This window comes from Chitinivibrionales bacterium, from assembly GCA_035516255.1.
Lineage (GTDB): Bacteria > Fibrobacterota > Chitinivibrionia > Chitinivibrionales > FEN-1185 > FEN-1185.
Window position 1 is genome coordinate 70666 of the sequence record DATJAL010000005.1, and the last position, 24865, is coordinate 95530.

General features: G+C 57.6%; 24 protein-coding genes. 7 read left to right on the top strand and 17 right to left on the bottom strand.

What is annotated here, in order from left to right; translation table 11 throughout:
• Positions 1-76: 76 nt before the first annotated feature.
• The 6 genes from pyk to VLX68_02545 all read right to left on the bottom strand — a co-directional run bounded on the left by pyk (position 77) and on the right by VLX68_02545 (position 6780).
• Positions 77-1573 carry a pyruvate kinase gene (gene pyk / locus VLX68_02520; GenBank protein HUI91098.1) on the bottom strand — a complete coding sequence of 499 codons (1497 nt, stop codon included), beginning with the start codon at positions 1571-1573 and terminating at the stop codon, positions 77-79.
• Between the two features lie 507 nt (positions 1574-2080).
• On the bottom strand, positions 2081-2986 hold the full coding sequence (locus VLX68_02525; GenBank protein ID HUI91099.1) for a sensor domain-containing diguanylate cyclase: 906 nt from the start codon (positions 2984-2986) through the stop codon (positions 2081-2083).
• A 167-nt stretch (positions 2987-3153) separates the two neighbouring features.
• Entirely contained in the window at positions 3154-4047 is an 894-nt protein-coding gene (gene murB / locus VLX68_02530; protein HUI91100.1) for a UDP-N-acetylmuramate dehydrogenase, read from the bottom strand.
• The gene (locus VLX68_02535) at positions 4028-5968 is read right to left on the bottom strand and encodes an HD domain-containing phosphohydrolase (GenBank protein ID HUI91101.1); all 1941 of its coding nucleotides are present in this window, start codon (positions 5966-5968) and stop codon (positions 4028-4030) included. Before VLX68_02535 ends, murB begins: the two co-directional genes overlap by 20 nt.
• 134 nt (positions 5969-6102) lie before the next feature.
• Positions 6103-6270 carry a 4Fe-4S binding protein gene (locus VLX68_02540; GenBank protein ID HUI91102.1) on the bottom strand — a complete coding sequence of 56 codons (168 nt, stop codon included), beginning with the start codon at positions 6268-6270 and terminating at the stop codon, positions 6103-6105.
• Positions 6271-6522: 252 nt separating this feature from the next.
• Positions 6523-6780, bottom strand: a complete 258-nt coding sequence (locus tag VLX68_02545; GenBank protein HUI91103.1) for a hypothetical protein — start codon at positions 6778-6780, stop codon at positions 6523-6525.
• 390 nt (positions 6781-7170) lie between these two features.
• Here VLX68_02545 and glgA point away from each other — a divergent pair, with 390 nt between their 5' ends.
• Positions 7171-8727: a glycogen synthase GlgA gene (gene glgA, locus VLX68_02550; protein HUI91104.1), complete on the top strand. Its 1557-nt coding sequence runs from the start codon at positions 7171-7173 to the stop codon at positions 8725-8727.
• A gap of 125 nt (positions 8728-8852) precedes the next feature.
• Here glgA and VLX68_02555 read toward each other — a convergent pair whose 3' ends face one another.
• From VLX68_02555 to VLX68_02580, 6 genes are all read right to left on the bottom strand, one after another.
• Positions 8853-9437 (bottom strand): hypothetical protein, encoded by a 585-nt coding sequence (locus VLX68_02555; protein HUI91105.1) that lies wholly within the window; start codon positions 9435-9437, stop codon positions 8853-8855.
• Between the two features lie 83 nt (positions 9438-9520).
• A complete protein-coding gene (aspS, locus tag VLX68_02560; protein ID HUI91106.1) occupies positions 9521-11308 on the bottom strand; it encodes an aspartate--tRNA ligase in 1788 nt (595 codons plus the stop codon).
• A 339-nt stretch (positions 11309-11647) separates the two neighbouring features.
• Positions 11648-12379 carry a tRNA threonylcarbamoyladenosine dehydratase gene (locus VLX68_02565; protein ID HUI91107.1) on the bottom strand — a complete coding sequence of 244 codons (732 nt, stop codon included), beginning with the start codon at positions 12377-12379 and terminating at the stop codon, positions 11648-11650.
• Positions 12380-12401: 22 nt separating this feature from the next.
• On the bottom strand, positions 12402-13184 hold the full coding sequence (locus VLX68_02570; protein ID HUI91108.1) for a TatD family hydrolase: 783 nt from the start codon (positions 13182-13184) through the stop codon (positions 12402-12404).
• 19 nt (positions 13185-13203) lie between these two features.
• Positions 13204-13839: an SGNH/GDSL hydrolase family protein gene (locus VLX68_02575; protein HUI91109.1), complete on the bottom strand. Its 636-nt coding sequence runs from the start codon at positions 13837-13839 to the stop codon at positions 13204-13206.
• A 21-nt stretch (positions 13840-13860) separates the two neighbouring features.
• The gene (locus tag VLX68_02580) at positions 13861-14235 is read right to left on the bottom strand and encodes a hypothetical protein (protein HUI91110.1); all 375 of its coding nucleotides are present in this window, start codon (positions 14233-14235) and stop codon (positions 13861-13863) included.
• Positions 14236-14503: 268 nt separating this feature from the next.
• Between VLX68_02580 and VLX68_02585 the strand changes: the two genes are divergently transcribed.
• Complete coding sequence (locus tag VLX68_02585; protein ID HUI91111.1) at positions 14504-15514, top strand: hypothetical protein; 1011 nt, start codon at positions 14504-14506, stop codon at positions 15512-15514.
• A 119-nt stretch (positions 15515-15633) separates the two neighbouring features.
• Here VLX68_02585 and thiF read toward each other — a convergent pair whose 3' ends face one another.
• Positions 15634-16275 (bottom strand): sulfur carrier protein ThiS adenylyltransferase ThiF, encoded by a 642-nt coding sequence (gene thiF / locus VLX68_02590; protein ID HUI91112.1) that lies wholly within the window; start codon positions 16273-16275, stop codon positions 15634-15636.
• Between the two features lie 86 nt (positions 16276-16361).
• On the opposite strand from thiF, the gene VLX68_02595 reads away from it, so the two are divergent.
• Complete coding sequence (locus VLX68_02595; GenBank protein ID HUI91113.1) at positions 16362-16709, top strand: hypothetical protein; 348 nt, start codon at positions 16362-16364, stop codon at positions 16707-16709.
• On the opposite strand, the gene VLX68_02600 is transcribed toward VLX68_02595, so the two are convergent.
• Positions 16697-17710, bottom strand: coding sequence for a zinc-dependent alcohol dehydrogenase family protein (locus VLX68_02600; GenBank protein ID HUI91114.1), 1014 nt, complete (start codon positions 17708-17710; stop codon positions 16697-16699). The genes VLX68_02595 and VLX68_02600 overlap by 13 nt on opposite strands.
• Before the next feature lie 312 nt (positions 17711-18022).
• On the opposite strand from VLX68_02600, the gene VLX68_02605 reads away from it, so the two are divergent.
• Genes VLX68_02605 through VLX68_02620 form a run of 4 tightly spaced genes read left to right on the top strand, consistent with a single transcriptional unit; the run spans position 18023 to position 21302 of the window.
• Entirely contained in the window at positions 18023-19411 is a 1389-nt protein-coding gene (locus VLX68_02605) for a glycoside-pentoside-hexuronide (GPH):cation symporter (GenBank protein HUI91115.1), read from the top strand.
• 15 nt (positions 19412-19426) lie between these two features.
• On the top strand, positions 19427-20215 hold the full coding sequence (locus VLX68_02610) for a DapH/DapD/GlmU-related protein (protein ID HUI91116.1): 789 nt from the start codon (positions 19427-19429) through the stop codon (positions 20213-20215).
• A 12-nt stretch (positions 20216-20227) separates the two neighbouring features.
• Complete coding sequence (locus VLX68_02615; protein ID HUI91117.1) at positions 20228-21073, top strand: MBL fold metallo-hydrolase; 846 nt, start codon at positions 20228-20230, stop codon at positions 21071-21073.
• 31 nt (positions 21074-21104) lie between these two features.
• Entirely contained in the window at positions 21105-21302 is a 198-nt protein-coding gene (locus VLX68_02620) for a hypothetical protein (GenBank protein HUI91118.1), read from the top strand.
• Positions 21303-21667: 365 nt separating this feature from the next.
• On the opposite strand, the gene VLX68_02625 is transcribed toward VLX68_02620, so the two are convergent.
• The 3 genes from VLX68_02625 to VLX68_02635 all read right to left on the bottom strand — a co-directional run bounded on the left by VLX68_02625 (position 21668) and on the right by VLX68_02635 (position 24832).
• Entirely contained in the window at positions 21668-22006 is a 339-nt protein-coding gene (locus VLX68_02625; GenBank protein ID HUI91119.1) for a hypothetical protein, read from the bottom strand.
• Positions 22007-22174: 168 nt separating this feature from the next.
• Positions 22175-22348: a hypothetical protein gene (locus VLX68_02630; protein ID HUI91120.1), complete on the bottom strand. Its 174-nt coding sequence runs from the start codon at positions 22346-22348 to the stop codon at positions 22175-22177.
• A 261-nt stretch (positions 22349-22609) separates the two neighbouring features.
• On the bottom strand, positions 22610-24832 hold the full coding sequence (locus tag VLX68_02635) for a TonB-dependent receptor (GenBank protein HUI91121.1): 2223 nt from the start codon (positions 24830-24832) through the stop codon (positions 22610-22612).
• Positions 24833-24865 lie beyond the last annotated feature (33 nt).

Consider the following 24865-nt stretch of genomic DNA (forward strand, 5'->3'; position numbering starts at 1 on the left):
AATCCATATCCAACAATCTTCATCTTTTAAACTCTATTTTTCTCTGTGCTCTCTGTGTCTCTGCGGCAGATTTTATTTACCCTATCTTATGCACCATGATCGCCGTTGCCTTTGCGCCGATATCGCGCAGGCCCGAGATCATGATCACGAAATCCCCCCTCTTCGCCAGGTTCAAACGCAGGAGTTCCCGCTCACCGAACACGAGGGAGTCATGGGTGGTCATGTTTTTTTTGATAAGATAGGGATACACGCCCCAGAAAAGGATCATGCGCCTCGCCACGATTGGCGAGGGCGTGAACGCGAGGATGGGCGCGGCAGGCCGGTCCGACGACACGGTGCGCGCCGTGTAGCCCGATTGAGTGAGCACGAAGATGCAATGCACCATGAGGTCGCGTGACAGCTGCGCCGTTGCCTCCCCTATCGCGTCAAGCAGGTCGCTCGTGCTCTCGTGCACGGTCTTGCTGAACATGCCGCCCTGCGAGAAGAACTGGTAGCCCTCGGCCTCGCGCACGATGGAATCCATGGTCTCGAGCGTCTCGATCGGGTACTTTCCCGACGCGGTCTCGGCCGACAGCATCACCGCGTCCGCGCCCGCGAGGCACGCGCCGGCAACGTCGGTGACCTCGGCGCGCGTGGGCCTAGCGTGCTCGATCATGCTCTCGAGCATCTGGGTCGCCACGATCACGGGCTTGTTCATCTTGTTCGCGATCTGGATCAGCTTGTTCTGGATGATGGGAACTTTCTTTGCGGGAAGCTCCACGCCCAGGTCGCCGCGCGCGACCATGATCCCGTCGCTGAGCTCCATGATGGCCTGGATGTTCGAAAGCGCCTCGGGCATTTCTATTTTCGCAATCACCGGGATGTCGGACCGGTGGCGCCTGAGCCAGGTCTTGAGGTCGATGATGTCGGAGGGCTTGCGCACGAACGACAGCGCAACGTAATCCACGCCGCCCTTGATGCAGAACAGCACGTCGTTCTTGTCCTTTGCCGTGAGCGCCGCGATGCGCAGCTGCGTGTCGGGAAGGTTCATGCCCTTTTTGTTCTTGAGCACGCCGCCGTGCACCACCTTTGCCTCGACCCTGTCCTTGTATTTTTTCACCACCTTTAGTTCGAGATTGCCGTCGTCGAGCAGGATGGAATGGCCGGGAACCACTTCCCGCACAATATTTTTGTACTGGGAAGGAATAAGCCGCTCGCTGCCCAGCACCGGTTTTGTGGTGATCGTCACTACCGATCCCTCTTTCAGCGTGACCGCCCCGTTCGCGAACTCGCCCACCCTGATTTTCGGGCCGCACAGATCGCCGAGTATCGCGATGTCTCTTTTGCACCGGGCCGCGATTTTCCTGATGAGGCGGATGGTTTTCAAATGGTCTTCCGCCTTGCCGTGCGAAAAGTTTATGCGCGCCACGTCAAGGCCTTTTGATATGAGCTGGCGCAGCTTTTGCGGCGACGACGACGCGGGCCCGATGGTTGCCACGATTTTGGTGCGGCGGAAATACAGGTATTTGTGGTGGAGGTCGAGGTCAAAAACGCCGGGAGCGGTGGTTTTTGTTGATGATGCGGGGAACATCATGTGATCCTTTCATTTTTTTATTTTTCTTTACAAAATAATAAAAGGATTGGGCGTTCCCCCACCTCGCACATCCGTGCGAGGTGGGGTCGGCCGTCCTTTCGGTCTCGGGCGAGCCCTCGGGTCGCCATGGTCCCTCTATGCCTGCGTCTCGATACGCCGCTTAAAAGCGGCCACTCGACGATCACGGCGAGGGCTGGGCATCACCGCGCTCCAGCGGGTCTATTTCCTCCCGTTGGTCGGGACCAAGCTCCGGTCCTGCCTAACGCTTGGTAAAAGTCAACTGCCATTTTTAATTTTCTCGTTCCCCTTATCAGTACTGCGATGCGCTAACGAATCTCATTCCGTATTTCGTCTCCCCTCTCCGATTCGGAGAGGGGCCGGGGGTGAGGTCTCAACGCTCAGATAAAAAATATCCAGCTTTTGATTTTTTCCTCCATCAGCGCCGACCCCGAGGCAGGAGGAGATGCCGCACGCGCTGTCCCATTTTTATCCGACATTTTATTAGTGTCATCCCATCGTCACCCTGTTCTTCCCCGCGTTCTTGCTCGCATACTGCAATTTATCGGCCCTTTCGACAATACTCTTGCCATTGTCCTCCGGTGTCGCAACGGTCGCGCCGACGGACACCGTGACGCGCAGCACCGCGTCGCCTCTTGTCAGATAAGACTGCTCGATGAGCAGCCTGCACCGGTTGGCGAGCGACAGCAGCGCCCCGGCGTCCACGTTGCGCACGATGGCGAGGAACTCCTCCCCGCCCCAGCGGCCGAGGTGGTCATAGGGCCGCAGCGCGTTGCGCAGGGTGCCCGCCACCATCACGAGCACCGCGTCGCCGACCTCGTGCCCCTTCGTGTCGTTGATGGTTTTGAAATCGTCAATGTCGATCATCATCACGCCGAACGAAAGGTCGTACCGCTCTTTTTCCATGAATATGGCGTCGAGCGACGGCAGGGTATGGTGCCGGTTGGACACTTTTGTCAGGTTGTCAACGAGCGCGAGCTGCTCCAGCTCGGCAATGCGCTCCTGCAGGGCGGCCTTATTCGAAATGTCGGTGAATAGCTCCATGCCGCCGGTCACCTTTCCGCTTTCGTCGTGCAGCGGGGAAACGCGCACCAGCACCGGAATGCGATACCCGCTCTTGTGGTGCAAAAATACCTCGGCCTCATACGGCTTGTCGTCCTTGATGCAGCGCGCCAACGGGCACATTCCCTTGCACAGATTGTTTCCGCTCGCGTCAATATGCGTGAGAATGTTGTCGGAACAGTTCTTCCCCACGACCTCCGCGGCGGTAAACCCGGTGATCCGCTCCGCCGCCTTGTTCCAGAACGTGATGGAGCGCGACGCGTCGGAAAGATACACGCCGTCGGGCATGCTCTCGATGAGATGGGTGGGGTCGAATGAAGGGAGGGAAGGCATAGGTGTATTGTGTTATTCAATTTTATAATGGGGTGAGGGGGAAGTCAATTGAGCTGACATGAACTGAATCCACAGGTTCTAAGGATATTTCTAATTGGACGCTAGAAGATGAAATCCAAAGATATCCTTTTTTTGTCCATGAAAAATTAAAACATACCTTTGGATTATCATGGCCTAAACAGCCCCTCCTCAAACTCCCCTACCATCACCACCTCCGGCTCCAGCGCCACGCCCGTCTTTTCATACACCACCCTCTGCACATGCGCAATCAGCGCCCGCACGTCCTTTGCCGTTGCTCCCCCATGGTTCACGATGAAATTGGCGTGTTTCAGCGAAACCTCCGCGGCGCCGCGGCTCGCGCCTTTGAGCCCGCATTGTTCGATCAGTTTTCCAGCCGTGGTGTCGGGCGGGTTTTTAAAAACGCTTCCGCAGTTAGGCAGATCAAGCGGGTGGCGGTCTTTGCGTTTTGCAAGCACTTCGGCGAATGATTTTTTTGCCTGAGCTGACGTGTCGGACTTGAAATGGAATTCTGATGAAAGGATGATCGAACTCGCGCCTTTAAACGCGGTGCCGCGATACGAAGCACTGAGGTCCTTCGCCTCCAGAGTCTTTATTGTCAAGTCCTGCAAAGACAAATATCTTACTGAAACAATACAATCCGAAATGCTTTGTCCGAACGCGCCGGCGTTCATGACCACCGCGCCGCCTATGCTGCCCGGAATACCTGCGAGTTTTTCAAGTCCTGAAAATCCTCGGTCAACCATTTCTTTTACCAGAGCATGCAGCAGAACGCCGCTTGCGCATTCGGCGTTTTCGTCCTTCCAGGCAATATTCGCCTTCTGCTGAGTCAGGTCAATTACTAATCCGTCCCATCCGCTGTCGCTCACTAAAACATTGGTTCCTTTACCCAGTACAAATACCGGAATGTTTTTTTCGCGCGCCCACGCGCAGCCCTCGCCTATTTCATTTTCGTCAACAGGCGCGCAGTAATAACGGCACGGGCCGCCAATTCTGAAGCTCGTCTTGTCGGCGAGCGGTACGTTACTGAACGGGGGTCGCATCTGATGTCTGTTCGTCAAGAAAGATTTTATACGTGCCGCTGGAAATGAAAAATTCCACTATGGTGCCGTCCAGGTGGTTTGCATTTGCCTCGGCGCGCAGGATTTCGAACGCCTTTTGCGGGGGCATTTTCGGCTTGTAGGGCCTGTCCTGCGCCACGAGTGCCTCGTAAATGTCAATCACCGCGAGCGCCTTGCTCTCGAAGCTCAGTTGTCCGGCCTTGAGGCCGTCCGGGTAACCGGAGCCGTCGAGCCGCTCGTGGTGGTGGCTCGCGATCTCCGGGATCTGCTCGAGCCCGCTGGTCCACGGGATGCGCGAGAGGATGCGGCGCGTTGCCTGCGCGTGCGAATTGATGCGCTCCCGCTCCTTTTCGGTGAGATTGCCCTTGCGCACGCTCAAGCACTCGTATTCGCGGTCGGTGACAAACGGGAGTCTGTTTCCCTTTGCGTCAAAGTAAATTTTTCCTGCAATTCCCTGGAGCTTGCCGAAGTTCTCGTCGCTCACAAACCCGCTCGAATTGAGTGTTGCAAGAAACTCGATGTCGGCATCGACGTCGGCCGGCGACTGCCACGAAAGCGGCTGCGGCACGGTGCGGGCCTGCACCAGCATCTTGACATACTCTCCCCGTGCGCGGATCACGTCCATGCCCTCGTCGGACAGCCGGAATTTCTTGGTGAGCAGCGCCTCGGGCACGCCGATCTTCCCGATGTCGTGCAGCAGCGCCGCGAACCTGAACTGGTTCTTGCGGTCTTCCGAAAAGTGAAGGCCGTCAAACGGCCCGCCGTTCTCGCGGTTCACGGCGTCGGCGAACGCCATGGCGTAGCCCATCACGCGGCGCGAGTGGCCGTAGGTGACACGGTCCCGCTCGTCGATCGCCGCGATTGACGAACGCAAATACCCCTCGAAGATGTCCTTGATCTCCTGGTACAGCTGCACGCGCTCGATGGACACGGCCGCCTGCGACGCGATGGAGAGCACGAAATCCTCGTCCGACAGGGTGAACGGAGCCACGTAATGCGCCACGTCGGCAGTCGTGCGCAGGCGGCCTGCGGCGTCCGTCTTCTTGTTCATGAGCTGGAGCACGCCGGCCACCTCGTGGTTCAGGTTCTTGAGCGGCACCGTGAGCATGGATTTGACCGGGTATTCGAATTTGTCCTCGTATCCCTTGCGCGCTTTCTTATACGGGGCCGAATCGTCGAGCGTCGCAACGTCGTCGATGGAAAGCGGCTCGCCCGTGAGCGCCACATAGCCGGCCACGGACTTATTGTCGATGGGGATGCTGAACTCCGCGGTCTTTGCCGCGATGTCGATGGAATCGTTCTGGGATATCTTGAAACGGATCGCGCCAGTGAAGGCGCCGCCCGGCCCGCTTTTTTCCCGTATGTAAATGCTGCCCGCGTCCGCCGCCACGAAGTCACGGGTCTCGGCGAGGATGAGCGACAAAAGCTCGGTGAGGTCGTTTTGCAGCGAAAGGGCCGTGCCGATCTTGATGAGCTGGTGCTTCTGCTTGCGGTATTTCATCACCTCGCCCGTGATCTCGCGGTTCTGCCGGGCAAGCACGCCGCTGCGCGCCATCCCCATCATGATGTTGCGGCAGTCAAGCGCGGTGAGCGGCGACCGGAAAAACCCGGCAAACGGCATGGCCGCGCAGAACGCGGGGCATTCCTCTCCGTCAATGCGTTGATACAGTGGGATCTCCTGGCCGAAACCGATGGGCATAGCGCCGAACATGTCGAGCATGGCCTGTTGCGTGCAGGGGACAAACGAAATGCATCCGGCGGGCGGCCCGGCCTCGGGACCGGACGCGTGCGGAGCTCCTGAGGCAAGGATCTGGATCGAGTAACCGAAAAAAGCCGCCGCCTTCTGCAGCTTGTCCAGGTCGGGTTCGGGCGCGGTTCCAAGAAAAATGATTGAACGGGCCATGGAGGAAAATTAGGTCTGGATGGAAGGCCTTGACAAGGTAATTCTGCTGGGCAAAATGCTCTACCGGAAAAACAGCAAAGGCCCCGCGGAAAAATCCGAAAGGCCTTTCGATTCTATATCCGAGCGTCCGTCAATCAGCCCTTGATGGCCTCAGCCGGGCATGCCGCGGCGCAAGCGCCGCAGTCGGTGCATTTGCCGGCGTCTATCTTGTAAATGGGGTCGCCTTCGCTGATGGCTTCAACCGGGCATTCGGGAACGCAGGTCCCGCACGCTACGCACGCGTCTGTGATGACATGAGGCATTATATTTCTCCTTGTTGTTGGGGGGAAATTTCCGTTTGCGTCTTTAAAATTATTTAATCTTTTTAAAACGGTCAAGCGAAATTTTATTGTTTATTGCAATACAGTCAATAATAAAAAACAGATTCAATATTTTCTCCCTCTCCTCATGGGAGAGGGCGGGGTGAGGTGAGAAGGGCTGGGGGTGGGGTCCAAACAGCCATTGCATTTAGTAATTAATCGTCAAACAATATTCACCTCCTATAATTAGGAATATCATTTCACAATTGTAAACTTCCTCGCGATCCTCTCATTCCCCTGGTTCAATAGCAGCAAACAGGTCCCGTTGCGCAAGGCCGGGCCGTCGAACCCGACTCTGTTCTGTCCCGCAACGCCGTTTCCCACGTTGCAGGTCCACACCTTTCTTCCCGCGACGGAATACACCTCCACCACGAAACCTCCCTGCTTTTCGAGCGTGACCAGGAAATTAAGCCCTTTTGCGGACAAGCCGGACGCACGCCCGACGTGGTGCACAGCCTCGATTTCCAGATCCGCACCTCCTGGGTGCCGACCTTGGGGTTGTTCCTGAGGTTTTAATTTTTTTAAGAGCGGATCGGAAAACACAGGATTTTTTACTCTCCGTCCGGCAGAGGTAACTTCATATTCTCTTTACCTGGACTTTTATGTATTTTCAGAGGCCGCTGCTTTGGTTCAGCGGACTCTGTTTTTTCGAGATTGAAAGACTGACTCAGATTGGACTATTTTTTGCTGGATTATATTGTCCTGAAAGGATGATAAACCCAAAGCGTTGCCCCCGGCTGAATCCACCATCCGTTCCGCTGGAGAAGAAATTTTCATCGGAAATAAATAAAGTTAAATAGTATAATAAAAACTGCAACGACCCAAAGTCCTCAATTGAGTATCATGGCTGCAAAAAAAGTAAAAACGAAAACTAAATCCCCGGCAAATAAAAACATCTCCGTTCCCCCGCCGCTCAAAATCCTCGTGGTGGCGTCCGAGATGGTGCCCTTTGTCAAGGCGGGAGGGCTCAGCGACATCGTGGGGTCGCTTTCATCCGAGCTCAAGCGCATGGGGCACGACGTGCGCGTGGTGCTGCCCAAATATTCGTCCATCAATTACCGCGGGCTTCGCGTGAGCCCCGTGCTGCCATCCATGGGCGTCTGGATGGGCGGCGTGTGCGAATGGTGCTCGGTTTTTTCCATGACCACCGAGAAGGGCGTGCCGGTGTATCTCATCGAGCACGATCTTTTCTTCAACAGGCCCGGCATCTACCACGACCAGTCGATGCACGATTACCTCGACAACGCGCGGCGCTATGCCTTTCTGTCGCGCGCCGCGCTCCAGTTGTGCAGGGACACCGGGTTTTCGCCGGACATCGTGCACGCCAACGACTGGCAGACCGCGCTCGCGCCCGCCTATCTCAAGGTCTGGCACTGGAACGACGCGCTGCTCGGCCGCACCGCGTCGGTGCTCACCGTGCACAATATGGCCTACCAGGGCGTCTATTCGCGCGACAACTGGGCCTATATGGGCCTCGGGGACGAGAACTTTACGGAAAAGAAGTTCGAGTCGTGGGGATACATCAACATGCTCAAGGGCGGCATATACTTTGCCGACGCGGTGAACACCGTGAGCCCCACGTACGCGCGCGAGACCAGAACGCCCGCGGGGGGGTTCGGCCTTGCGCCCTATCTCAACGACAAGGGCGCCAATTACGAGGGAATACTCAACGGCGTCGACTACGATTTCTGGTCGCCCGAAAACGACCGGTACGTGGCGGCGCGCTTTTCGGCAGACGACATGGCGGGAAAGGCCGTGTGCAAACGAGCGTTACAAAAGGAATTCCTCCTGCGTGACGATCCGAAGGTCGCGCTCATCGGCGCCATCGGCCGTTTCGTGCACCAGAAGGGCTTCGAGCTCATCGCCCAAAGCATCGAGAGGGTCCTCAATGATATGCACGTGCAGTTCGCGGTGCTCGGCTCGGGCGAAGGCGGGCTCGAACATTATTTCGGCGAGCTGCCCAAGCGGTATCCGGGACGCGCCGGATCTTTTATCGGCTTCAACAACAGGCTCGCGCACTTGATCGAGTCGGGCGCCGACTTCCTGCTCATGCCGTCGCTCAACGAGCCCTGCGGACTCAACCAGCTCTATTCGCTGCGCTACGGCACCCTGCCCATCGTGCGCGCCACGGGCGGCCTCGACGACACGGTCGTCAGCTACAACGAGGCCACCGGCGAGGGCACGGGCTTCAAATTCTGGGAGCCGTCGGCAAACGCGCTGTATTACACCGTGGGCTGGGCGGTGTCGACCTACTACGACCGGCCGCAGCACCTAGCACAGCTCAGGGCCACGGCCATGCGCCAGGATTTCTCGTGGAAGCGCAGCGCGCAGGAATACGTGAAGCTGTACAAAAAGGCAATACTTAACAAACAGGAGTACGACCGGCGCTGCAGGGGATAAAAAAAGCACGGCCGTCGGGCCGTGCTTTCCATCAATCATAAATCTTTCGGTTTTCTTTTCTAACTCTCTTTATTCTCTGTGTCCTCTGTGCCTCTGTGGTTATCTTCTCTTTGCCTTTTATCGCATCAATAACCGGGATATTCCGCTTCCGTCTTCGCCTCTTCGGCGTTCTTGCTTTCGGCCGCCCACTTGGCGTAGTCCTTCTTGACTTCATCAAAATCCTTTGTGCTCATGTCTTTTGAATCCTTGTCCTCGGGATTCTTTTGCACCCAGGTGATCTTGCCTTTTTCGTCCTCGATCTTCTTCATGGCCGACGGGCCGTCGGACGAGGCAAACGTGCTGGTGTTGATGGTGACGTAGCCCGCGGTGACCGTCACGACCGTATGGAAAATGAAATAGACCTTTCCCGCCTGGAAATTGAACTTTGCCTTGGACTTGTTCGTGGCGTCGCCGATGATGTAATGTTCGCCGGGATCAACCGGGAACGTGAGCAGGGTATTTCCCTCGGTGCCGCCCACGTATTTCGTGTCGCAGTACACCGGCACGTACGTGGAGCCCATGAAGGCCGTGGGACGGATGATGACGCACAGCGCCTTGTCGGCCGGGGCCTTGATTTCCGGCAATGTCTTGCTGTAAATCAGCTTGGACACGCAGCCCGCCATCATGGCAAGGAGCGTGAGGGCAACGGTCAGCGCAACCAGTTTTTTCATACTTCCTCCGATGGGAATAGGTGAATGGCGTTTGGTCGTTGATACCATTCTACACTATTACCTCTTTGAAGTCAAGGAACCCGCTACTTTTTCTCCTCGGAGGCCGCGTGTCCCGCCACCCGTATGTGCAGCTCGCGCAGCTGTTTGACCGTGGCCGGCGCCGGCGCGTTCATCATGAGGTCTTGCGCGCGCTGGTTCATGGGGAACGCGATGACCTCGCGGATGTTCTGCTCGTCGGCGAGCAGCATCACGATGCGGTCCACGCCGGGTGCGATGCCGCCGTGCGGCGGCGCCCCGAGCTTGAACGCGGCGATCATGGCGCCGAACCGTTCGTCAACCGTGTCGCGGGAATACCCGGCGATCTCAAACGCCTTGTACATGATCTCGGGCTGGTGGTTGCGGATGGCGCCGCTCGAAAGCTCGATGCCGTTGCACACGATGTCGTACTGGAAAGCAAGGATGTCGAGCGGTTTTTTTGACGCAAGCGCCCCCATGCCGCCCTGGGGCATGGAGAACGGGTTGTGCGAGAACGCCACGCACTTGTTCTCCTCGTCCCATTCGTACATGGGGAAATCCACGATCCAGCAGAACCTGAAGGAATCCGGGTCGATCATGCCGAGGTCCTTGCCGAGCTTGACGCGAAGGTCGCTGCAGATCTTGTTTGTCAACTGCGGCGTGTCGCAGATGAAGAAGACCACGTCGCCCGTGCCCACGCCGCACAACTCCTCGATTTTCTTCAGGTCGTCGGGCGTGAGGAACTTCATGAGTGGTCCCTTGACATTTGCGTCAAGCCACTGCAGGTAGGCCAGCCCCTTTGCGCCGATGGACGTGGCGTAGTCCACCATTTTATCGAAAAAGTTCCTCGGGTTCTTCGCGATGCCCTTCACCGGGATGGCGCGCACCGTTGCGCCCCCCTTGACCGCCTCTGCAAACACCTTGAACCCCGCCGCCGCGAAAATCGCGGTGCTGTCGCGCATCTCGATGGGGATGCGCAGGTCGGGCTTGTCGGTGCCGTATTTCACCATGGATTCCCGGAAGGGGATGCGCACGAACGGCGGCGCGTCCATTTTCCTTGAGGAGAATTCCGAGAAAACGCCGTGGATGAGTTTTTCCACAACCGCGAATATGTCGTCCTGCGTCACGAATGACATTTCCATGTCAAGCTGATAGAACTCGCCCGGCGAGCGGTCGGAGCGCGCGTCCTCGTCGCGGAAGCACGGCGCGATCTGGAAATACTTGTCGAACCCGGAGATCATGAGCAGTTGCTTGAACTGCTGCGGCGCCTGCGGCAGGGCGTAGAATTTCCCCGGATGGATGCGCGACGGGACAAGATAATCGCGTGCGCCCTCGGGCGACGAGCTGGTGAGGATGGGCGTCTGGAATTCCTTGAACCCCATCTCCCACATGCGCCGCCGCATGCTCGCGACGACGTCGGACCGCAGGATGATGTTCTTGTGCAATTTATTTCTGCGAAGATCGAGGAACCTGTACTTGAGCCGCAGGTCCTCGGGCGCCTCGTCCTCGGGAAACACGTTGAGCGGCAGCGCGTCGCTGGCGCCCAGCACCTCGTACGATTCGGCGACCACGTCGACCTCGCCGGTGGGCATCTTTGGGTTGACGTTTTCCTCGGAGCGGAACTCGACCTTGCCGTCGAAGCGCACCACGGTTTCCTTGGGCAGGCGCGACACCGCGTCCTGGAACGGCGCGGACGGATAGACAACCACCTGGGTGAGGCCGAAGTTGTCGCGCAGGTCAATGAACAGCACGCCGCCGTGGTCGCGTCGCGTGTGGATCCAGCCCGCCACCCGCACCTGTTTTCCGATGTCCGATTTCCGCAGTTCGCCGCAGTTGTGGGATCTGAAGTCGTGCATGAATTTATTCTTTTCCTTCCTGATATTTCATAAATTGATTTGGGCGTTTCCCCTTTTGTGAAGGCATAAAATTCTGCGCCTTCACAAAAGGGGCCGGTTCTCCTTCCGGGCTCGGCCTTCGGCCTCGTTGCTGGACCGTCTGATGCCTGACGGCCGGGTCGGCCAGCAATTCGCTCTTGCTCACCCTTCAGTCGCCCCTAACGCGGCGGCGCACTTCAATGGTGTCAACAACAAAGGGTGGCGCCAATCGAAGCATTACTGACCATACATAAAAGAGGGCGGAAGGCACATTATCTTATCAATAATTAATAACATGATAAAATAATATTCTTAATTGCTTCATGTTTTACTAATGATATGCCTGATCACCTCGCCCGCCGCGGTAAGTCCAAAAATTCCTGTCATATAAGAGATGCTTCCAATCGGCCTCCTCGGCCTCCCCCGGTCGAACTCCTCGTGCTCCGGCGCCACCACGTGGGTGTTTCCCTTTGCCGGCTCGAGGGAATACACGCAGCGCACGCCTTTGTAAATGCCGAGCCGGTGCAGCTTCTTGCGGATCATGCGGCCGAGCGGGCAGATTTTTGTTTCCGAAATGTCGGCGCAGCGCACGAGCGACGGGTCCATCCGCGAGGCCGCGCCGAGCGACGACACGAGGAACAGCCCCTTCTTGACGCATGAGGAAATGAGGATCACCTTGGGCGAAAGGCTGTCGATCGCGTCAATCACGGCGTCGGGCGCGTCGGCCAGCAAACCGTCAACCGTTGCGCCCTCGATGAAGAGCTTTTTCACTTCAGCGCCGCACGCGGGATTGATCTGCGCCACCCGCTCCTGGGCCACGTCGGCCTTGTATTGGCCCACGGTGGACTCGAGCGCATACAGCTGGCGGTTGAAGTTTGATGCCTTGACCTTGTCGAAATCCACGAGCGTGAGCCTGCCGATGCCGGCCCGCGCAAGCGCCTCCACCGCATACGAGCCCACGGCGCCGAGCCCGCACACGGTGACGCGGGCGTTTGCCAGTTTGTCAAATGACTCCTGGCCGAGTAATAATTGGGTTCGGGCGAATCTTTTCATTCTTCACTCGCGTAATAAAACATCATTTAAAAATCCTTGTGGCGTTATTCCATGTCCTGGCCGCGACCTCTTCCTTCGAAATCCCCAAAAGCAAGGCCACCGTCTCCGCCACCTTCACGACATTCGCGGGCTCGTTCAGTTCCGTTGCGCACTGGTACGGCTTGAGGTCCGGGCTATCGGTCTCGATGCACAGGCGATCTCTCGACGCCGCAAGAAGCGCGGCGCGGGACCGTTTATTCTTCGGAAAGGTTATTGTCCCCGAAAATGATAAGGAAAGCCCGAACCCCTCGATGGTTTTCACCAGCTCCGCCGGCCCGCTGAACGAATGGACGATGCCGCCTTGAAAAGCGCCGCCATGCACCTTAAGCAGCTCAACCAGCCTGCCGAACGCCCTTCTGCAATGGATGGTGACGGGACGCTTATGTTCGGCTGCGATCGCGAGCTGTTTTAAAAACACGCTCTCCTGGTCCGCGAATGTCGATTCGTCAAGCGCGTGGTCGAGCCCGATCTCGCCCACGCATGCGTGAGGCATTTTGTCAAGATGTGAAACCAGCGCGTCCGCCCAATGCTCCGAACGGCCGGCAACATACCACGGATGAAGCCCGAACGACGGCCGCACCGCCTCATATTTTTCAGCCAGTCCCCTCACCTGATTCCAGTCTTTTTCGCTCGTGCCGCAACACGACAGCGCCTTTACTCCGGCGCAGGCCGCGCGCGACAGGACCGCATCGAGGCCGGCGGCGAGCCGCCCATCCTGCACATGGCAGTGCGCATCGAAAAAGGAAATGCCGGCATCTGCTTCCACGAGGTCCCCCGGAGAAGAATTATCCTATGTCAAACACGTGTTTGAGCCAGGCCTGGGCGATGAGCGCGTGGCCGGCCGCGGTGGGATGCACCCCGTCCTCGGCCCAGTATTGGGGCGCCGCCCGCTTCGACGCCTTTTCAAACGCGTCAACGAGCGGCACGAGGATGCAGGAAAATTCCCGCGCCAGGCTCCGGACAATCTCGATCTTGGGCTCAAGGTCGTCGAACCATCCCTCGTCCACCTGGCCGCAGGCCAGCAGAAACGGCTCGCACAGCACGATCGCGGCCTGCGTTTCCCGTTTTGTCAACTCAAGGATGCGCCGGTACGACGCGCTGAATGCGCCCCCGGACGTCGGGTCGCCGCTGTCTAAGCGCCGCCATGTGTCGTTGACACCCGCGAGAACGGAAACGAGCGTCGGCTTGAGCTTGAGGCAGTCCCACTGCCAGCGCGCGGCGAGGTCGGCAACCCGGTCGCCGGACACGCCCCTGTTGACAAACCTCAAATCGAGCTCGGGATACAGCGCCGAAAGCCGCGAGGAAACCATGAATGCGTATCCGCTGCCCAGGGGGCGCGACGGGTCGGCCCGCCTGCCGCAGTCGGTGATGCTGTCGCCGGTAAACAGAATGGTCATGCCTTTGACCGGAGCGATTGCCATAACGGCGTCCTCATGCCGCAATCAGCGGGGACAGATTTTTTTTATCCGGTCGCTGAATTCGTCAAGCGAATACGGTTTTGTCAGCACGGGGATTTTTTTTATCAGCGGCGAGTCCGGGACCTGTCCGGCCGCGTGCTGGAGAATCACCGCGATGCCGCGGAACTGGGGAAATTCCTCGGCCAGGATCGAAATCGCGCTTTTTCCCGATGCGTCGGCCAGGCTCGAGCCGATGATGATCAGGTGATACCCCGGCTGCTTGGTCCCGAGCTTTGCGCGCAGCGCCTCGGCGTTCAGCACGCGATCCACCACAACATCCTTATAATTTATGAGAAGGATGTCGTTGACCAGTTCATGGACATCGAGATTTTCATCAGCAACAAGGACTTTCACCGGCATAGGGCCATCTCCGCAGGAATGTCGCACCGACTGAAAAGCCATCTAAAATACATTTTTTACAGAAAATATTATATAGAATTAATGTGCTAACAAATTAAGTGATTTTCTTTGTCCGTGTTTTAGCCGGAAAGTGATCCCGTGCCCGGCTATTTTACGGAACATAAAAACGGCATTTGCTCCTGATGGAGGTCAAAGCTATATTATAAAATATACCCTTGGGCCCGCACGATCACCGCGGGCCACCGCATCAACAAAGGAGGAATGCCCTATGATCGTCAGACACTCAATGCGTCGCGCTTCGGCACCGGTTGCAGCGATCGTGCTCACGCTTGCCCTTTGCCTGCAGGCTTCTGCCGGCACGGCCGCCAAACGCGGCAAGGCTTCTCATGCGGCTCCGCGCGCCCAGGTAACGGCGCCCGCCAAGGACGCGGGCCAGCTCGTCTCGGACCTCGACTCCCTTTTCGCAAAGTCAAAGGCCGATTTCGACAAGCTTGCCTCTTCCGTGATCCTGAAATACCCCAGGACCAAGCCGGTGAACAACATGTTCTGGAAGGCGCTCAAGGCGCACCAGCCGTGGCACTCGCTGTTCCGCACCGACAAGAAGGGCGCGGTCATCAACGAGGTGATCAGGATCGAGGGCGAATCAAAGGAGAAGCGGTCGGTGGCGACCGAGGCCTGGTTCACGCAGATTTCAAAGACCATGAAGGAACACCTGACCATTTTCAAGAATGAAAAAACCGGCAGGTATTACCTGGTCTGGGCCGAGCCCATCGTGGCAAAGGTGAAGAAGGTTGACACGTTCCAGGGCGCGGTGGTGGCGAACATCGACCTGTGGGACTGTTTCGACCGCTATGCCGATAAATCAACGTCGCCGTTCAAGGTCCACATCCTCGACCGTGTGGTATTGTTCGAGCATTTGTGGCGCGACACCATCAAGTCCTCAGAGTCGCACCTCACCGTTCCCGGCCTCGACAAGATCACGGTGCGGTATCCGCGGCCGGCCACCGAAGCCGCGTCCGCGCAGGCGGTCGATTCCGCCGCGCTGGTGCAGGCGCAGCAGGATTCGCTGAAGGCCAAGACCGCGCGCGACCTTGCCGCAAGCATGGCGGCCAAGGCCGAGGCCGCGAAAAAGGCCAAGGCGCACAACACCATTCTCCTCACGGTGATCATCATCATCGCGGTGCTGATCATCATCCTGTTGGTGATCATGGTGGCGCGGGGAAGGAAACGGCCCGAGGACGCAGGCCCCGAAGGCGGGGACAGGTTCGGAAATTTGTAAAAGACGGTTTTCGCGGACTGCTTCTTGGGTGCTTGCATTATCGGAGCAATTTTCGATAGTCAAGCACCTTTTTATTATTTCAGAAAGTCATTTCTGGCCTTTATCTATCCTCTCAACTCTCAACCGTCAACTTTCTCAAGCACCCATTCCAATACGACATCCGCCTGTTTGGCGGCCGCGATGTTCACGCACGGCGCGAGCGGCCGGCCGTTTTTGCCCACGCCGGACACGCCGTCGCCGACGAGATAAAAATCGTCGCCCACCTTTCGCGTCACGATCCTGTCGCTGTTGCCGTATCCGGCCAGGCCGCTTGCGCCCACCACCAGTTTGCCGGAACCGGCAAACGCGTTCACGATCATGGCCTTGCATTCCGGCGTGTCAAACGCTTCAACGACAACGCCGCAGGACTTGAACAACGACGGCGCATTGGAAGCGTCGACCGTTGCCCTGATTGCTGCAATGGCGCAGGCGGGGTTGATTTTGAGGAGCAGCTCCCTGAGGCATTCCACCTTGGGCCGGCCGATATGTTCGGGAAAATAGGCCTGGCGGTTCAGGTTCGACAAGTCAACGGCGTCACCATCGGCAATCACAAACTTTTCAAACCCGGTTCGCACGAGGTTCATGGCGCAGTTTGAGCCCAGGCCGCCCGCGCCGGCGATGCCGATGGTCGCGGCGCGGATCGCGGCGCATTGCTCTTTGGAAAAATACCGTTCCCTCACGGCGTCAAACGAAAAACCGGCCATTGCATGGGTCCTTTTCATCCGCCACTGCAGACGCGATAAAATTACATTAAGTGTTGAAAAATCCCGAAAAGTATCGTAATTTTATTGGTATGACGATAAGAAGCTTGAATCTTTTTCTGCAGGTTGCAGCGCTGTGCGTGCTGTTTGCATTCTCAGCTTACGGCGTTGACACCAAGCCGGCCGCGCCGCAGGCTGCCAAGACCACCGAAAAAGGCAAGGCAGCCGTGCAGAGGATCATTATCGAGGAACAGAAGATCGAGGGAAAAATCCGCAGGCCCCAGCTCGTGCTCATCAAGGCCGACCAGCGTCCGGCCTTCCCGCCCATGATCATGCAGAGCGCGGGCAAGAACGAGAACGTCGGCTCGTTCGTCGACCCCTCGGTGATTGAAAATTCCGCCAACCAGAACGCCTTCAAGTTTCAGGGCACCGCCATCACCAATTACGTTCCTTGATTTTTAAGAACAATAGCGCCTTCAACCGAGCCCTTCCTGAGCATTTCGAGCGCCCTGTTCGCTTCACGCAACGGAAGCGCGGTGACGCTGGTCTTTACCGGCACCTTTGACACAATGGAGAAAAATTCCTCGCCGTCGGCGCGGGTGAGGTTCGCGACCGAGCGCACCGAGCGCTCTCCCCATAAAATGCCGTAGGGAAACGACGGCACGTCCGACATGTGGATGCCGCCGCACACCACCACGCCGCCCTTGGACACGGCCCTGAGCGCCGCCGGCACGAGGTTGCCCGCGGGAGCAAAGATGATCGCGGCGTCGAGCGGCGACGGCGGAAGCTCGTCCGATCCGCCGACCCAGGCGGCGCCGGTTTTCACGGCAAAGGCCTGCGTTTTCTTGTCGCCCGGTTTGGTAAACGCGAATATGCGCCTGCCCTGGAACGCGGCGATCTGCGTGATGATATGCGCGGCCGCGCCGAACCCGTAGATGCCGATGTCCTTCGTATCCGCAGCAAGCATGCGCAGCGACCGGAAGCCGATGAGCCCGGCGCAAAGCAGCGGGGCCGCGGAAACGGCGTCGTATTTTTGGGGCAGGGCAAAACAATATTGCTCGTTCGCGACGGTATAGTGGGCATAGCCTCCGTCGATGGTATATCCCGTGAACCCCGGATCATCGCAGAGGTTTTCCCGGCCGCCGCGGCAATACCGGCAGCTCCCGCACGTGCGCCCGAGCCACGGCACCCCCACCCGGTCCCCGACCTTGAACCGCTTGCATTCCTTTCCAACGCCGACAACCCTGGCCGCGATCTCATGGCCCAATATGAGCGGAAGTTTCGGCGCGTTGAGCTCGCCGTCGAAAATATGCAGGTCGGTGCGGCACACGCCGCAGGCATCGACGCAAAGCAGCACCTGGCCGGGTCCGGGCCGGGGCACCGGAACCTCGCGTTCGTCAAGCGGCTCGCCGGGTTGCACCATGACCATGGCGGTCATTGTTTTGGGAACAGGCATGTAAGCGCCTTTCAACATATCTTTGATTTGTCATCCCCGGCCTGACCGGGGATCCAGCTCTTTACATGTGATAAAAATGGATTCCCGCTCTCCGCTTTCGCGGGGACAAGTTTCGCGGAAATGACATTACTGTCGTACTATCAATAATATACCTTTACGCTGGCCGATTTCGAATCATCTGCCGTTACTTTTTTGCTAATCCCACTGTGTAAAAGTTCCCCGAAATTTATATTATCACCACGGCGAAAAAAGAATTTGAAAAGCGTTCAAACCGCAGATCGAACCGTGGGAACTTTTAGGGGAACAATGGCCATGGAAAAACCTCCGGACCAGAACCGCGTCGCCCTTCCGCTGGGCCTCAAACTGGCCTACGGCTCCGGCGACATGGTGGCCGGCCTCGCCTTCAACACGCTCAACTTCTTCTACCTTTACTTTCTCAACACCGTGGTGGGCATGCCCGCTTATCTCGCGGGGCTGGTGCTCCTCATCGGCCGGGCCTGGGACGGCGTGATGGACCCGGTGATGGGAATGATCGTGGACAGTACGACCTCAAAAATGGGCAAGCACCGGTTCTGGCTGCTTGTCGCCATCGTGCCGTTCGTGGTCGCCTTCTTTCTTTTGTGGCTGCGGTTTCCCCTGGGCCAGTGGGCCCAGTTCGCCCTGTATTCATTCCTGTTCCTGGTCTTTTCCACTTCGTTTACCATGTACAATATCCCCTACGGCAGCATGACCGCCGACCTCACGCCCGACTACCACGAGCGCACGAGCCTCACCGGCGTACGCATGGTGTTCTCGCTGTTTGCCATGATCGTGGGCGCGGGCGCCACCCAGCTGCTCGCGGGCATTCCCCATGCCGGGTATCCGGGCATGGCCGCGATGTACGGCGTGGTGATGGTCGCGGCCGGGCTCACCGTTGCCGCGGCCACCAAGGGGCGCGACACGGTCGTGACGAAACCCCAGGGCATCCATCTGCGCATCTGGCTCGACGCGTTTCGCAACCGGCCGTTCGTGCTGCTCGTGTCGTCGTACATCCTCCTCACCATCGCCACCACGGGCGTGTCGGGCATATTTGTCTACTTTGTCAAGTACAACCTCGGGCTCCACAGCGACATCCAGTCGAGCACCATCATGGGCGTGCTGGTGTTCGCCGCGATCGGCGCGCTGCCGCTGTGGGCATGGGTGTCCAAGGCGGTGAGCAAAAAAATCGCGCTCTTTACGGGCATGGCCGTGTTTGCGCTCGGGCTGATTGTTATTTCCAAGATAGGCCTTTCGCACGGCGCCGCGCTGTTTTATTCCTTGGCGGTTTTGACCGGTGTCGGACTTTCGTCGTTCTTCATCGTGCTGTGGTCCATGATACCCGACGTGGTGGAATACGGCCAGTTGCAGACCGGACACCGCAACGAGGGCGTGTATTACGGCCTGTGGTTCTTTGTGCAGAAGCTGGGCATGGCGCTGAGCGCGGCGGTCAACGGCGGCGTGCTCTCGGCCACGGGATTCAAGCAGGCGGCGGGAGGCGCGGTGCTCGACCAGACGCCACGCGCGCTCGGCGGCATCGGCGCGCTGCTTTCCGCCATACCCCTTGCGTTCATCGTAGCCGGGCTCGCCATCCTGGCCTTCTACCCCATCAACGCGGCAAAGCACGCCGAAATCAGGAGACAAATCGATCTGACGGGCGCCGAACAGGCGGCGCAGCAGCAGTAACAGACAGGACAATCGATGAAACGGATCCTCGCATTTGTCAGTGAATCTGAACTTGTCAAGGCCATTCTCACGCTGATCGTGTACTGCTTCAACGCCGCGGTCATCGGCGTGTCGCTCGCGCCGTCGGTGTATCTGCTGGCGCGCGCGTGGAAGGCGTATATGCTCTCCCCCACGGCGGCCCACGTCATCGCGTTCTCGATCGCCTGCGGGTGCGCGTTATTCTTATATTTCATCACGGGCTCGATCGTCATGAGCCTCACCATCCGCCTCATCTCGCTGGGCATGAAGGCGGGCCGGTACCCCATGGTGTCGTTCACCATGCTGCGGTGGCTCATCTACAGCGGCGTGTACCACCTAGCCGGCAAGACCATCCTCGAATACCTGCCGATAAGCTTTTTGAGCGTCATTTTTTTCAGGATCGTCGGCGCGAAAATCGGCAAGAACGTGGCCATCAACTCCTGGTTTCTCAACGACGCCTACCTGCTGGAGCTCGGCGACAACGTGGTGATCGGCGGCAAATCCGACATCTCCTGCCACACCTTCGAAAAGAACACGCTGCTGCTCTCGCACGTGCGGATCGGCAGAAACACGCTCGTGGGCCAGCAGTGCTACATCAGCCCGGGCGTCTCCATCGGCGAGAACTGCGTGATCGGGCAATATTCGTTCATCCGGAAAAACAAGGACATCCCGGACCGCACCGTGATCGCGGCGCTGGGCGGCCTTCCCATACGGATCATTTCCAAGCTTGAAAAAATGGGTGAAGAGGCCGTAAGCGGCCTGGGAACAAAGGCGTCCGAACAGTAAACGGAGGCTCGTATGAAAAATTTTCTCATCATCAGCGGCATCATCTTTGTGCTGATCATCGTGGGAGGCGTTCTCTCCATGTTCACGCGGGTACAGAAGATCATGACGGTCGAAACCGTGCAGGTTGACCCGCAGATGAAAGTTTTCCTGGGCGGCGGCGGTAATTCACTCGTGCTGACGTCGGATGACGGCCAGAAGGCGATCGTGGTCGACACCAAAATGGCGGGCGCCGCCAAAAAGCTCAGAAGCAGCGTCCGCGCAAACGACGTCACCATTATCAACACCCATTTCCACACCGACCATGTCTCGGGCAATGTGCTCTATCCCGCGGCGAAAATCATCTCCGGCGCGTATACGCAGGAGCAGTGGAAAAAAGCGGCGGGCGACGCCAGATACCCGGACGAGGTCATCCAGCCCGGCCAGGAAAAAGTGCTGCGGCTTGACAGCGAGACCATTCACGTGAGAAACATGGGCAGGGCCCATACCTTCAACGACCTCGTGGTGTATTTTGAAAGGCGCAAGCTGCTTGCCACCGGCGACATCATTTTCCTGGACCGGCACCCGGTGCTGTTCGCTTCGAGCGGGGCGAGCGTCGCCTCCTGGATCAACGTGCTTGACAGCCTGCAAAACATGTACGACGCGGCCTCGCTGATGCCGGGGCACGGCCGCATGTCGGATAAAAGCGCCATAGCGTGGATGAAGGAATACTTCACCTCGGCCGGCGATGCGATCGGCAACCCGCAGAAACAAACGGAGCTGAAAGAGAAATACAAGTCGCTGGCATCGCTGCCGGGAATGTCCGGGCTGGAAAAGACGATGAAGTTTATTGAAAATGAAAGGAAGAATAACAATAAATAATTGGCGTTGGCATTCCATTAACACATAAATAATGGCGCCTGCCGGTCGCGGCACCGGTTCTACCCCTTCGGGTACTTCCAAGGGTCGTCCCTCCGGTCTTGCCTTCGGCTCGGGCCGCCACGGCGCAATGCCGCTTCGCGGCGGCGTCCGGGCGGCATCGCTCCAGCGCGACCTCCGCTCGCGCCGGGCGCAGAACATCATCCTCTCATTTTCGTCAATTATTCTGTAATCAGTGATGCGGTTTCGGCGCCCAAGAGTCTCGCTTGGCATGAGAACGATAAAACATCCCCGATTAAATAATTATTTTGTTCTATGCATGTTCCCCAAGGATACGTATGAGTCTCCGGCAAAAATCCAAAAAGAGCAAAAAACAGATCCTTAAAAGGGCCGCGCTGGCCCTGGTCATCGCACTGTGCATTCTGGTGCCGGTGATACGCGCGGTGAAGAGCTTCGGGCATTCTGGGAAAACATATTGGCCGAGGACGAATTATTATAGGCGATAGCACGGGAGAAATATTTTTTAAAATATGAAATAGATGGAATCCAGACCGCCGCTGTATATGAACGCAACAAAACAACAAGATTATAGCGTACTCATGAGGGACTACGATTTTTCATCCATCTCGCCTGATATGCACTCACCATCCAAATCATCAAATGCTTCACCCCCAAAATTCCCCCGACGCCAATCGTTGCTGCCAGCGCTGCGATCACTGCGATTGTAACGAGAAAATTGCACCCGGAATCTCCGCGACCGCCAATTGCCGCGCCCGCTTCCATCAGCAGGCCGAAAAAAGCCCCCGCGAGAAAGAATTCCCCAATGATCAGCGCGGCAAGAATCATTTCTACGCGGCGCGCCCTGCTGATTACCATGAAAATCGCTTCAACCGACGCTACTGCAAAAAGGATTATTTGTATTACCCAGAGGTACATTTTTTATCATCCGCGCGCCAATACCTAAAACAACAACAACAAACCTGTTTCTATTACTTGGCATCGCCCTTTACCGTTGATTGTAAATTACATAATCCTTTATAACGATGATAATAGAAATGCCCGCTTTACGCAGGCATTTCTAAAAAATCCACGAAAAAAAATATTTCAGCAGGTCATTATCATCGGTTCCCCGCAGCACACCACGTCGCACGGCGACGCGCAGTCGCATTCATTGATCACGCTCAGCTGCAGCCCGCATTCCCTGCACGTAAACCGGGAGCCTTTGGTAACCGCTTTTTTTGATTGCTTGTGGACCATTTTTTTTGATTTCTTTGCCATACGAACACATCCCCTTTCTGCTTGAAAATGTTGGTTTGACCGTTATCTTCGATCCGCTGACCTTTTCCCATCTTTATTTGCAAATCCTAAGCCAGCGAAAAGGCAGCAAGGTGATGATAAATTCTCATTTTAAAAAGGCAAGATTATTAATTTCGAATGGGGTTTCCGAATTTGAGAAAAGAATTCGCGGAAATGAAAAAGTCAAAAAGCTCCAATTGCTTTAATATCTTCTCACGGAAAAACACCTGAATTTCCTCTCGCTCACCATGCCCATCGCACTCCCCCATAAAAAGAGCGGCCGTCTCCCGGCTGGAAGATGCGCACGGGGCCGTTCACCGTTGTTGCGTCGGCGATCGGATCAACCGATGCGGGATACCTGGCGTCCAACAGGTTCTTTGCCTCGAAGTAAACGGTGAACCCTTTTTTCTGCTGAAATCCGATCTTCAGGCCCAGCAAAACGTACGGGTCGGCGAACAGCGTGTTGGCCTGGTCCACGGGAAAACGCGAAAGGCTGGAGGCAAGGTTTACGCCCGCGAACAATCCCGCGGGCGTCTGGTACAGCAGTTCCGCTTCGTACCAATGCATCGGAATGCCTCCGATGCGGTTGTACCGGTACACGCTGTCGTTCTGGAAATGGAAATCATTGAGCGTGTAGGCCTGGCTCAGCGTGATTCTGTCCTCATTGCCCCTGCCGGCTCCATGGACAAAAAGCGGATAGAGCAGGTCGACGTCGAGGCCCGCCTCGATCCCCTGATGTACGGTGGCGGCGACATTGACCGTTCCGATATCGTTGCCGTGCGTGTCGTTCATCGCGAGCAGCTCGTTGGTGACCCACGAGCGGTACGCCGCCAGTTCCCATTCAAACCGCCCGCGGCCGCCCCGGGTGCCGAGTTCCAGGGTCCATGCCTGCTGCGGCCGGAGCGGCGCGTACTCGTAACCGCCGCCGCTGTCCTGGTCCATTTCCACCAGCTCGTCGAACGACGGCGGCTGCCAGCTGCGGCTGGCGTTGACAAACGCCTTATTGTCTTCCGCGAATTCGAGGATGAGGCCGGCCTTGGGGTTCGCGCCGAAAAAATCCTGTACCTTGTCCCGATCGCCGGCATCGCCGTCGGCCGCGGGCGAGCGGTCAACAAAACGGCGCTGCGCGTAGACCGCCTGGACGCCGGCAACGGCGGACAAACCGTCGAGAACATGGTGCTGGATTTCCCCGTACAGCGGCGCGTTGAGGGACATGCGCAGGCCCTGCGCGGTCAGGGCGCCGCGCGAGCCGTTGACATTCTCGTAATTGGCTCCGTTTTCATTTTCATAGGTAAGTCCCGAGCCGACGGTCAGCATGTTTTTGCGGCCGAAAATATTGTCCCGGTTCACGTAATTCAGGCTTATGCCGAAGTTGTTGTCGTAGAAGGCATAAATGCCCTGCCGCGAACCGGGGCCGAAATACGACCGGTCCATTTCATTCCGATAGGCCCAGAAAAGGCCGCCGTCGATCCGGTTTTCGCCGCTTTGGTAGGTCACCTTGTCGGCGCAGCGGGCCATCTCCCAGGTCTTGTGAAAATCCTGGGCGATGGCATCAGGATCGGCCTGCCGCGGATCGGCCGCCATCTCATCTTTTGTCAATCCGCCGGCGGCCGCGCGGTCAACCGCCCCCGCGGTCAGGTAGAGCCGCGTTTCCAGTGAATTGCCGATGCGCAAGCCGCAGTTTCCGAAGAGCTGCTCGCCGTTCTCGTTGCTGTGCGCGCGGAACCCGTCGAGCAGGTGCGCTGTCGTTGACAGATAATAATCAACGGGCCCCTTGATTCCGCCCGAGGCGATCAGGGCGTTCATATACGAGGAACTGCCCCCGTCGATTCGCGCGTACAAGGGACCGGCGTCATACCCGGTCAGGGGAACAAGATTGACGGCGCCGCCGAGCGCGTATGAACCGTAGGTGAAGGCGTTTGCGCCCCGGAAAACCTCGGCGTACTTGACGCCGTTCAGATTGAAATCCTCCAGTACCGCCTCACCCTCCGCGTCGTTATAGGGCATGCCGTCCAGAAGAAACTGTATGCCGATCGGCTGGTCCTCGGCCTGGATTCCCGAGCCCCGCATCGAGACCTTCGACACCTCGCCGCCGCTGCTTGCCTGCATGAAAATACCGGGGACATCCTGGAGAAATTCCTGCAGCGTCGCCGAGCGTCCCTGCTGGAAACCGCCGGCGTCCTTCACGGTGAAGCCGCCGGCCACCTCGCCTTTCTTCTTTGACGCCTCGGAGAGCGGAGGGCTGGTCAGGGAATTTGCAAAGCCCTTGACGATGATTTCATAACGCGGAAGACCGCGTGAGGAATGCCCTGCGGAATCTGCGGCGCTGTCGGGACGCGCAGCCGACATTTCCGCGGAATCGCCTGCGGCCGGGCGATCGGGGACATTGCCGGCACTTTCGGCCGCGGGATCCGGCAATGCACCGGCGCAAAAGGCTTTCACCGCCATGGACATGAACAGCAGCAAGAAGAATTTTATGGGAAGCCCTCCTGCGATTTC

Excerpts from the sequence above, each read along its gene's own strand:
- VLX68_02600 (HUI91114.1), bottom strand. The coding sequence starts at position 17,710 with ATGCCTGTTCCCAAAACAATGACCGCCATGGTCATGGTGCAACCCGGC.
- VLX68_02565 (HUI91107.1), bottom strand. The coding sequence starts at position 12,379 with ATGAAAAGATTCGCCCGAACCCAATTATTACTCGGCCAGGAGTCATTT.
- aspS (HUI91106.1), bottom strand. The coding sequence starts at position 11,308 with ATGCACGACTTCAGATCCCACAACTGCGGCGAACTGCGGAAATCGGAC.
- VLX68_02580 (HUI91110.1), bottom strand. The coding sequence starts at position 14,235 with ATGCCGGTGAAAGTCCTTGTTGCTGATGAAAATCTCGATGTCCATGAA.
- VLX68_02625 (HUI91119.1), bottom strand. The coding sequence starts at position 22,006 with ATGTACCTCTGGGTAATACAAATAATCCTTTTTGCAGTAGCGTCGGTT.
- thiF (HUI91112.1), bottom strand. The coding sequence starts at position 16,275 with ATGAAAAGGACCCATGCAATGGCCGGTTTTTCGTTTGACGCCGTGAGG.
- VLX68_02610 (HUI91116.1), top strand. The coding sequence starts at position 19,427 with ATGAAACGGATCCTCGCATTTGTCAGTGAATCTGAACTTGTCAAGGCC.
- VLX68_02525 (HUI91099.1), bottom strand. The coding sequence starts at position 2,986 with ATGCCTTCCCTCCCTTCATTCGACCCCACCCATCTCATCGAGAGCATG.
- VLX68_02575 (HUI91109.1), bottom strand. The coding sequence starts at position 13,839 with ATGGCAATCGCTCCGGTCAAAGGCATGACCATTCTGTTTACCGGCGAC.
- VLX68_02535 (HUI91101.1), bottom strand. The coding sequence starts at position 5,968 with ATGGCCCGTTCAATCATTTTTCTTGGAACCGCGCCCGAACCCGACCTG.
- VLX68_02605 (HUI91115.1), top strand. The coding sequence starts at position 18,023 with ATGGAAAAACCTCCGGACCAGAACCGCGTCGCCCTTCCGCTGGGCCTC.
- VLX68_02555 (HUI91105.1), bottom strand. The coding sequence starts at position 9,437 with ATGAAAAAACTGGTTGCGCTGACCGTTGCCCTCACGCTCCTTGCCATG.
- VLX68_02615 (HUI91117.1), top strand. The coding sequence starts at position 20,228 with ATGAAAAATTTTCTCATCATCAGCGGCATCATCTTTGTGCTGATCATC.
- murB (HUI91100.1), bottom strand. The coding sequence starts at position 4,047 with ATGCGACCCCCGTTCAGTAACGTACCGCTCGCCGACAAGACGAGCTTC.
- VLX68_02585 (HUI91111.1), top strand. The coding sequence starts at position 14,504 with ATGATCGTCAGACACTCAATGCGTCGCGCTTCGGCACCGGTTGCAGCG.
- VLX68_02540 (HUI91102.1), bottom strand. The coding sequence starts at position 6,270 with ATGCCTCATGTCATCACAGACGCGTGCGTAGCGTGCGGGACCTGCGTT.
- VLX68_02620 (HUI91118.1), top strand. The coding sequence starts at position 21,105 with ATGGCGCCTGCCGGTCGCGGCACCGGTTCTACCCCTTCGGGTACTTCC.
- pyk (HUI91098.1), bottom strand. The coding sequence starts at position 1,573 with ATGATGTTCCCCGCATCATCAACAAAAACCACCGCTCCCGGCGTTTTT.
- VLX68_02630 (HUI91120.1), bottom strand. The coding sequence starts at position 22,348 with ATGGCAAAGAAATCAAAAAAAATGGTCCACAAGCAATCAAAAAAAGCG.
- glgA (HUI91104.1), top strand. The coding sequence starts at position 7,171 with ATGGCTGCAAAAAAAGTAAAAACGAAAACTAAATCCCCGGCAAATAAA.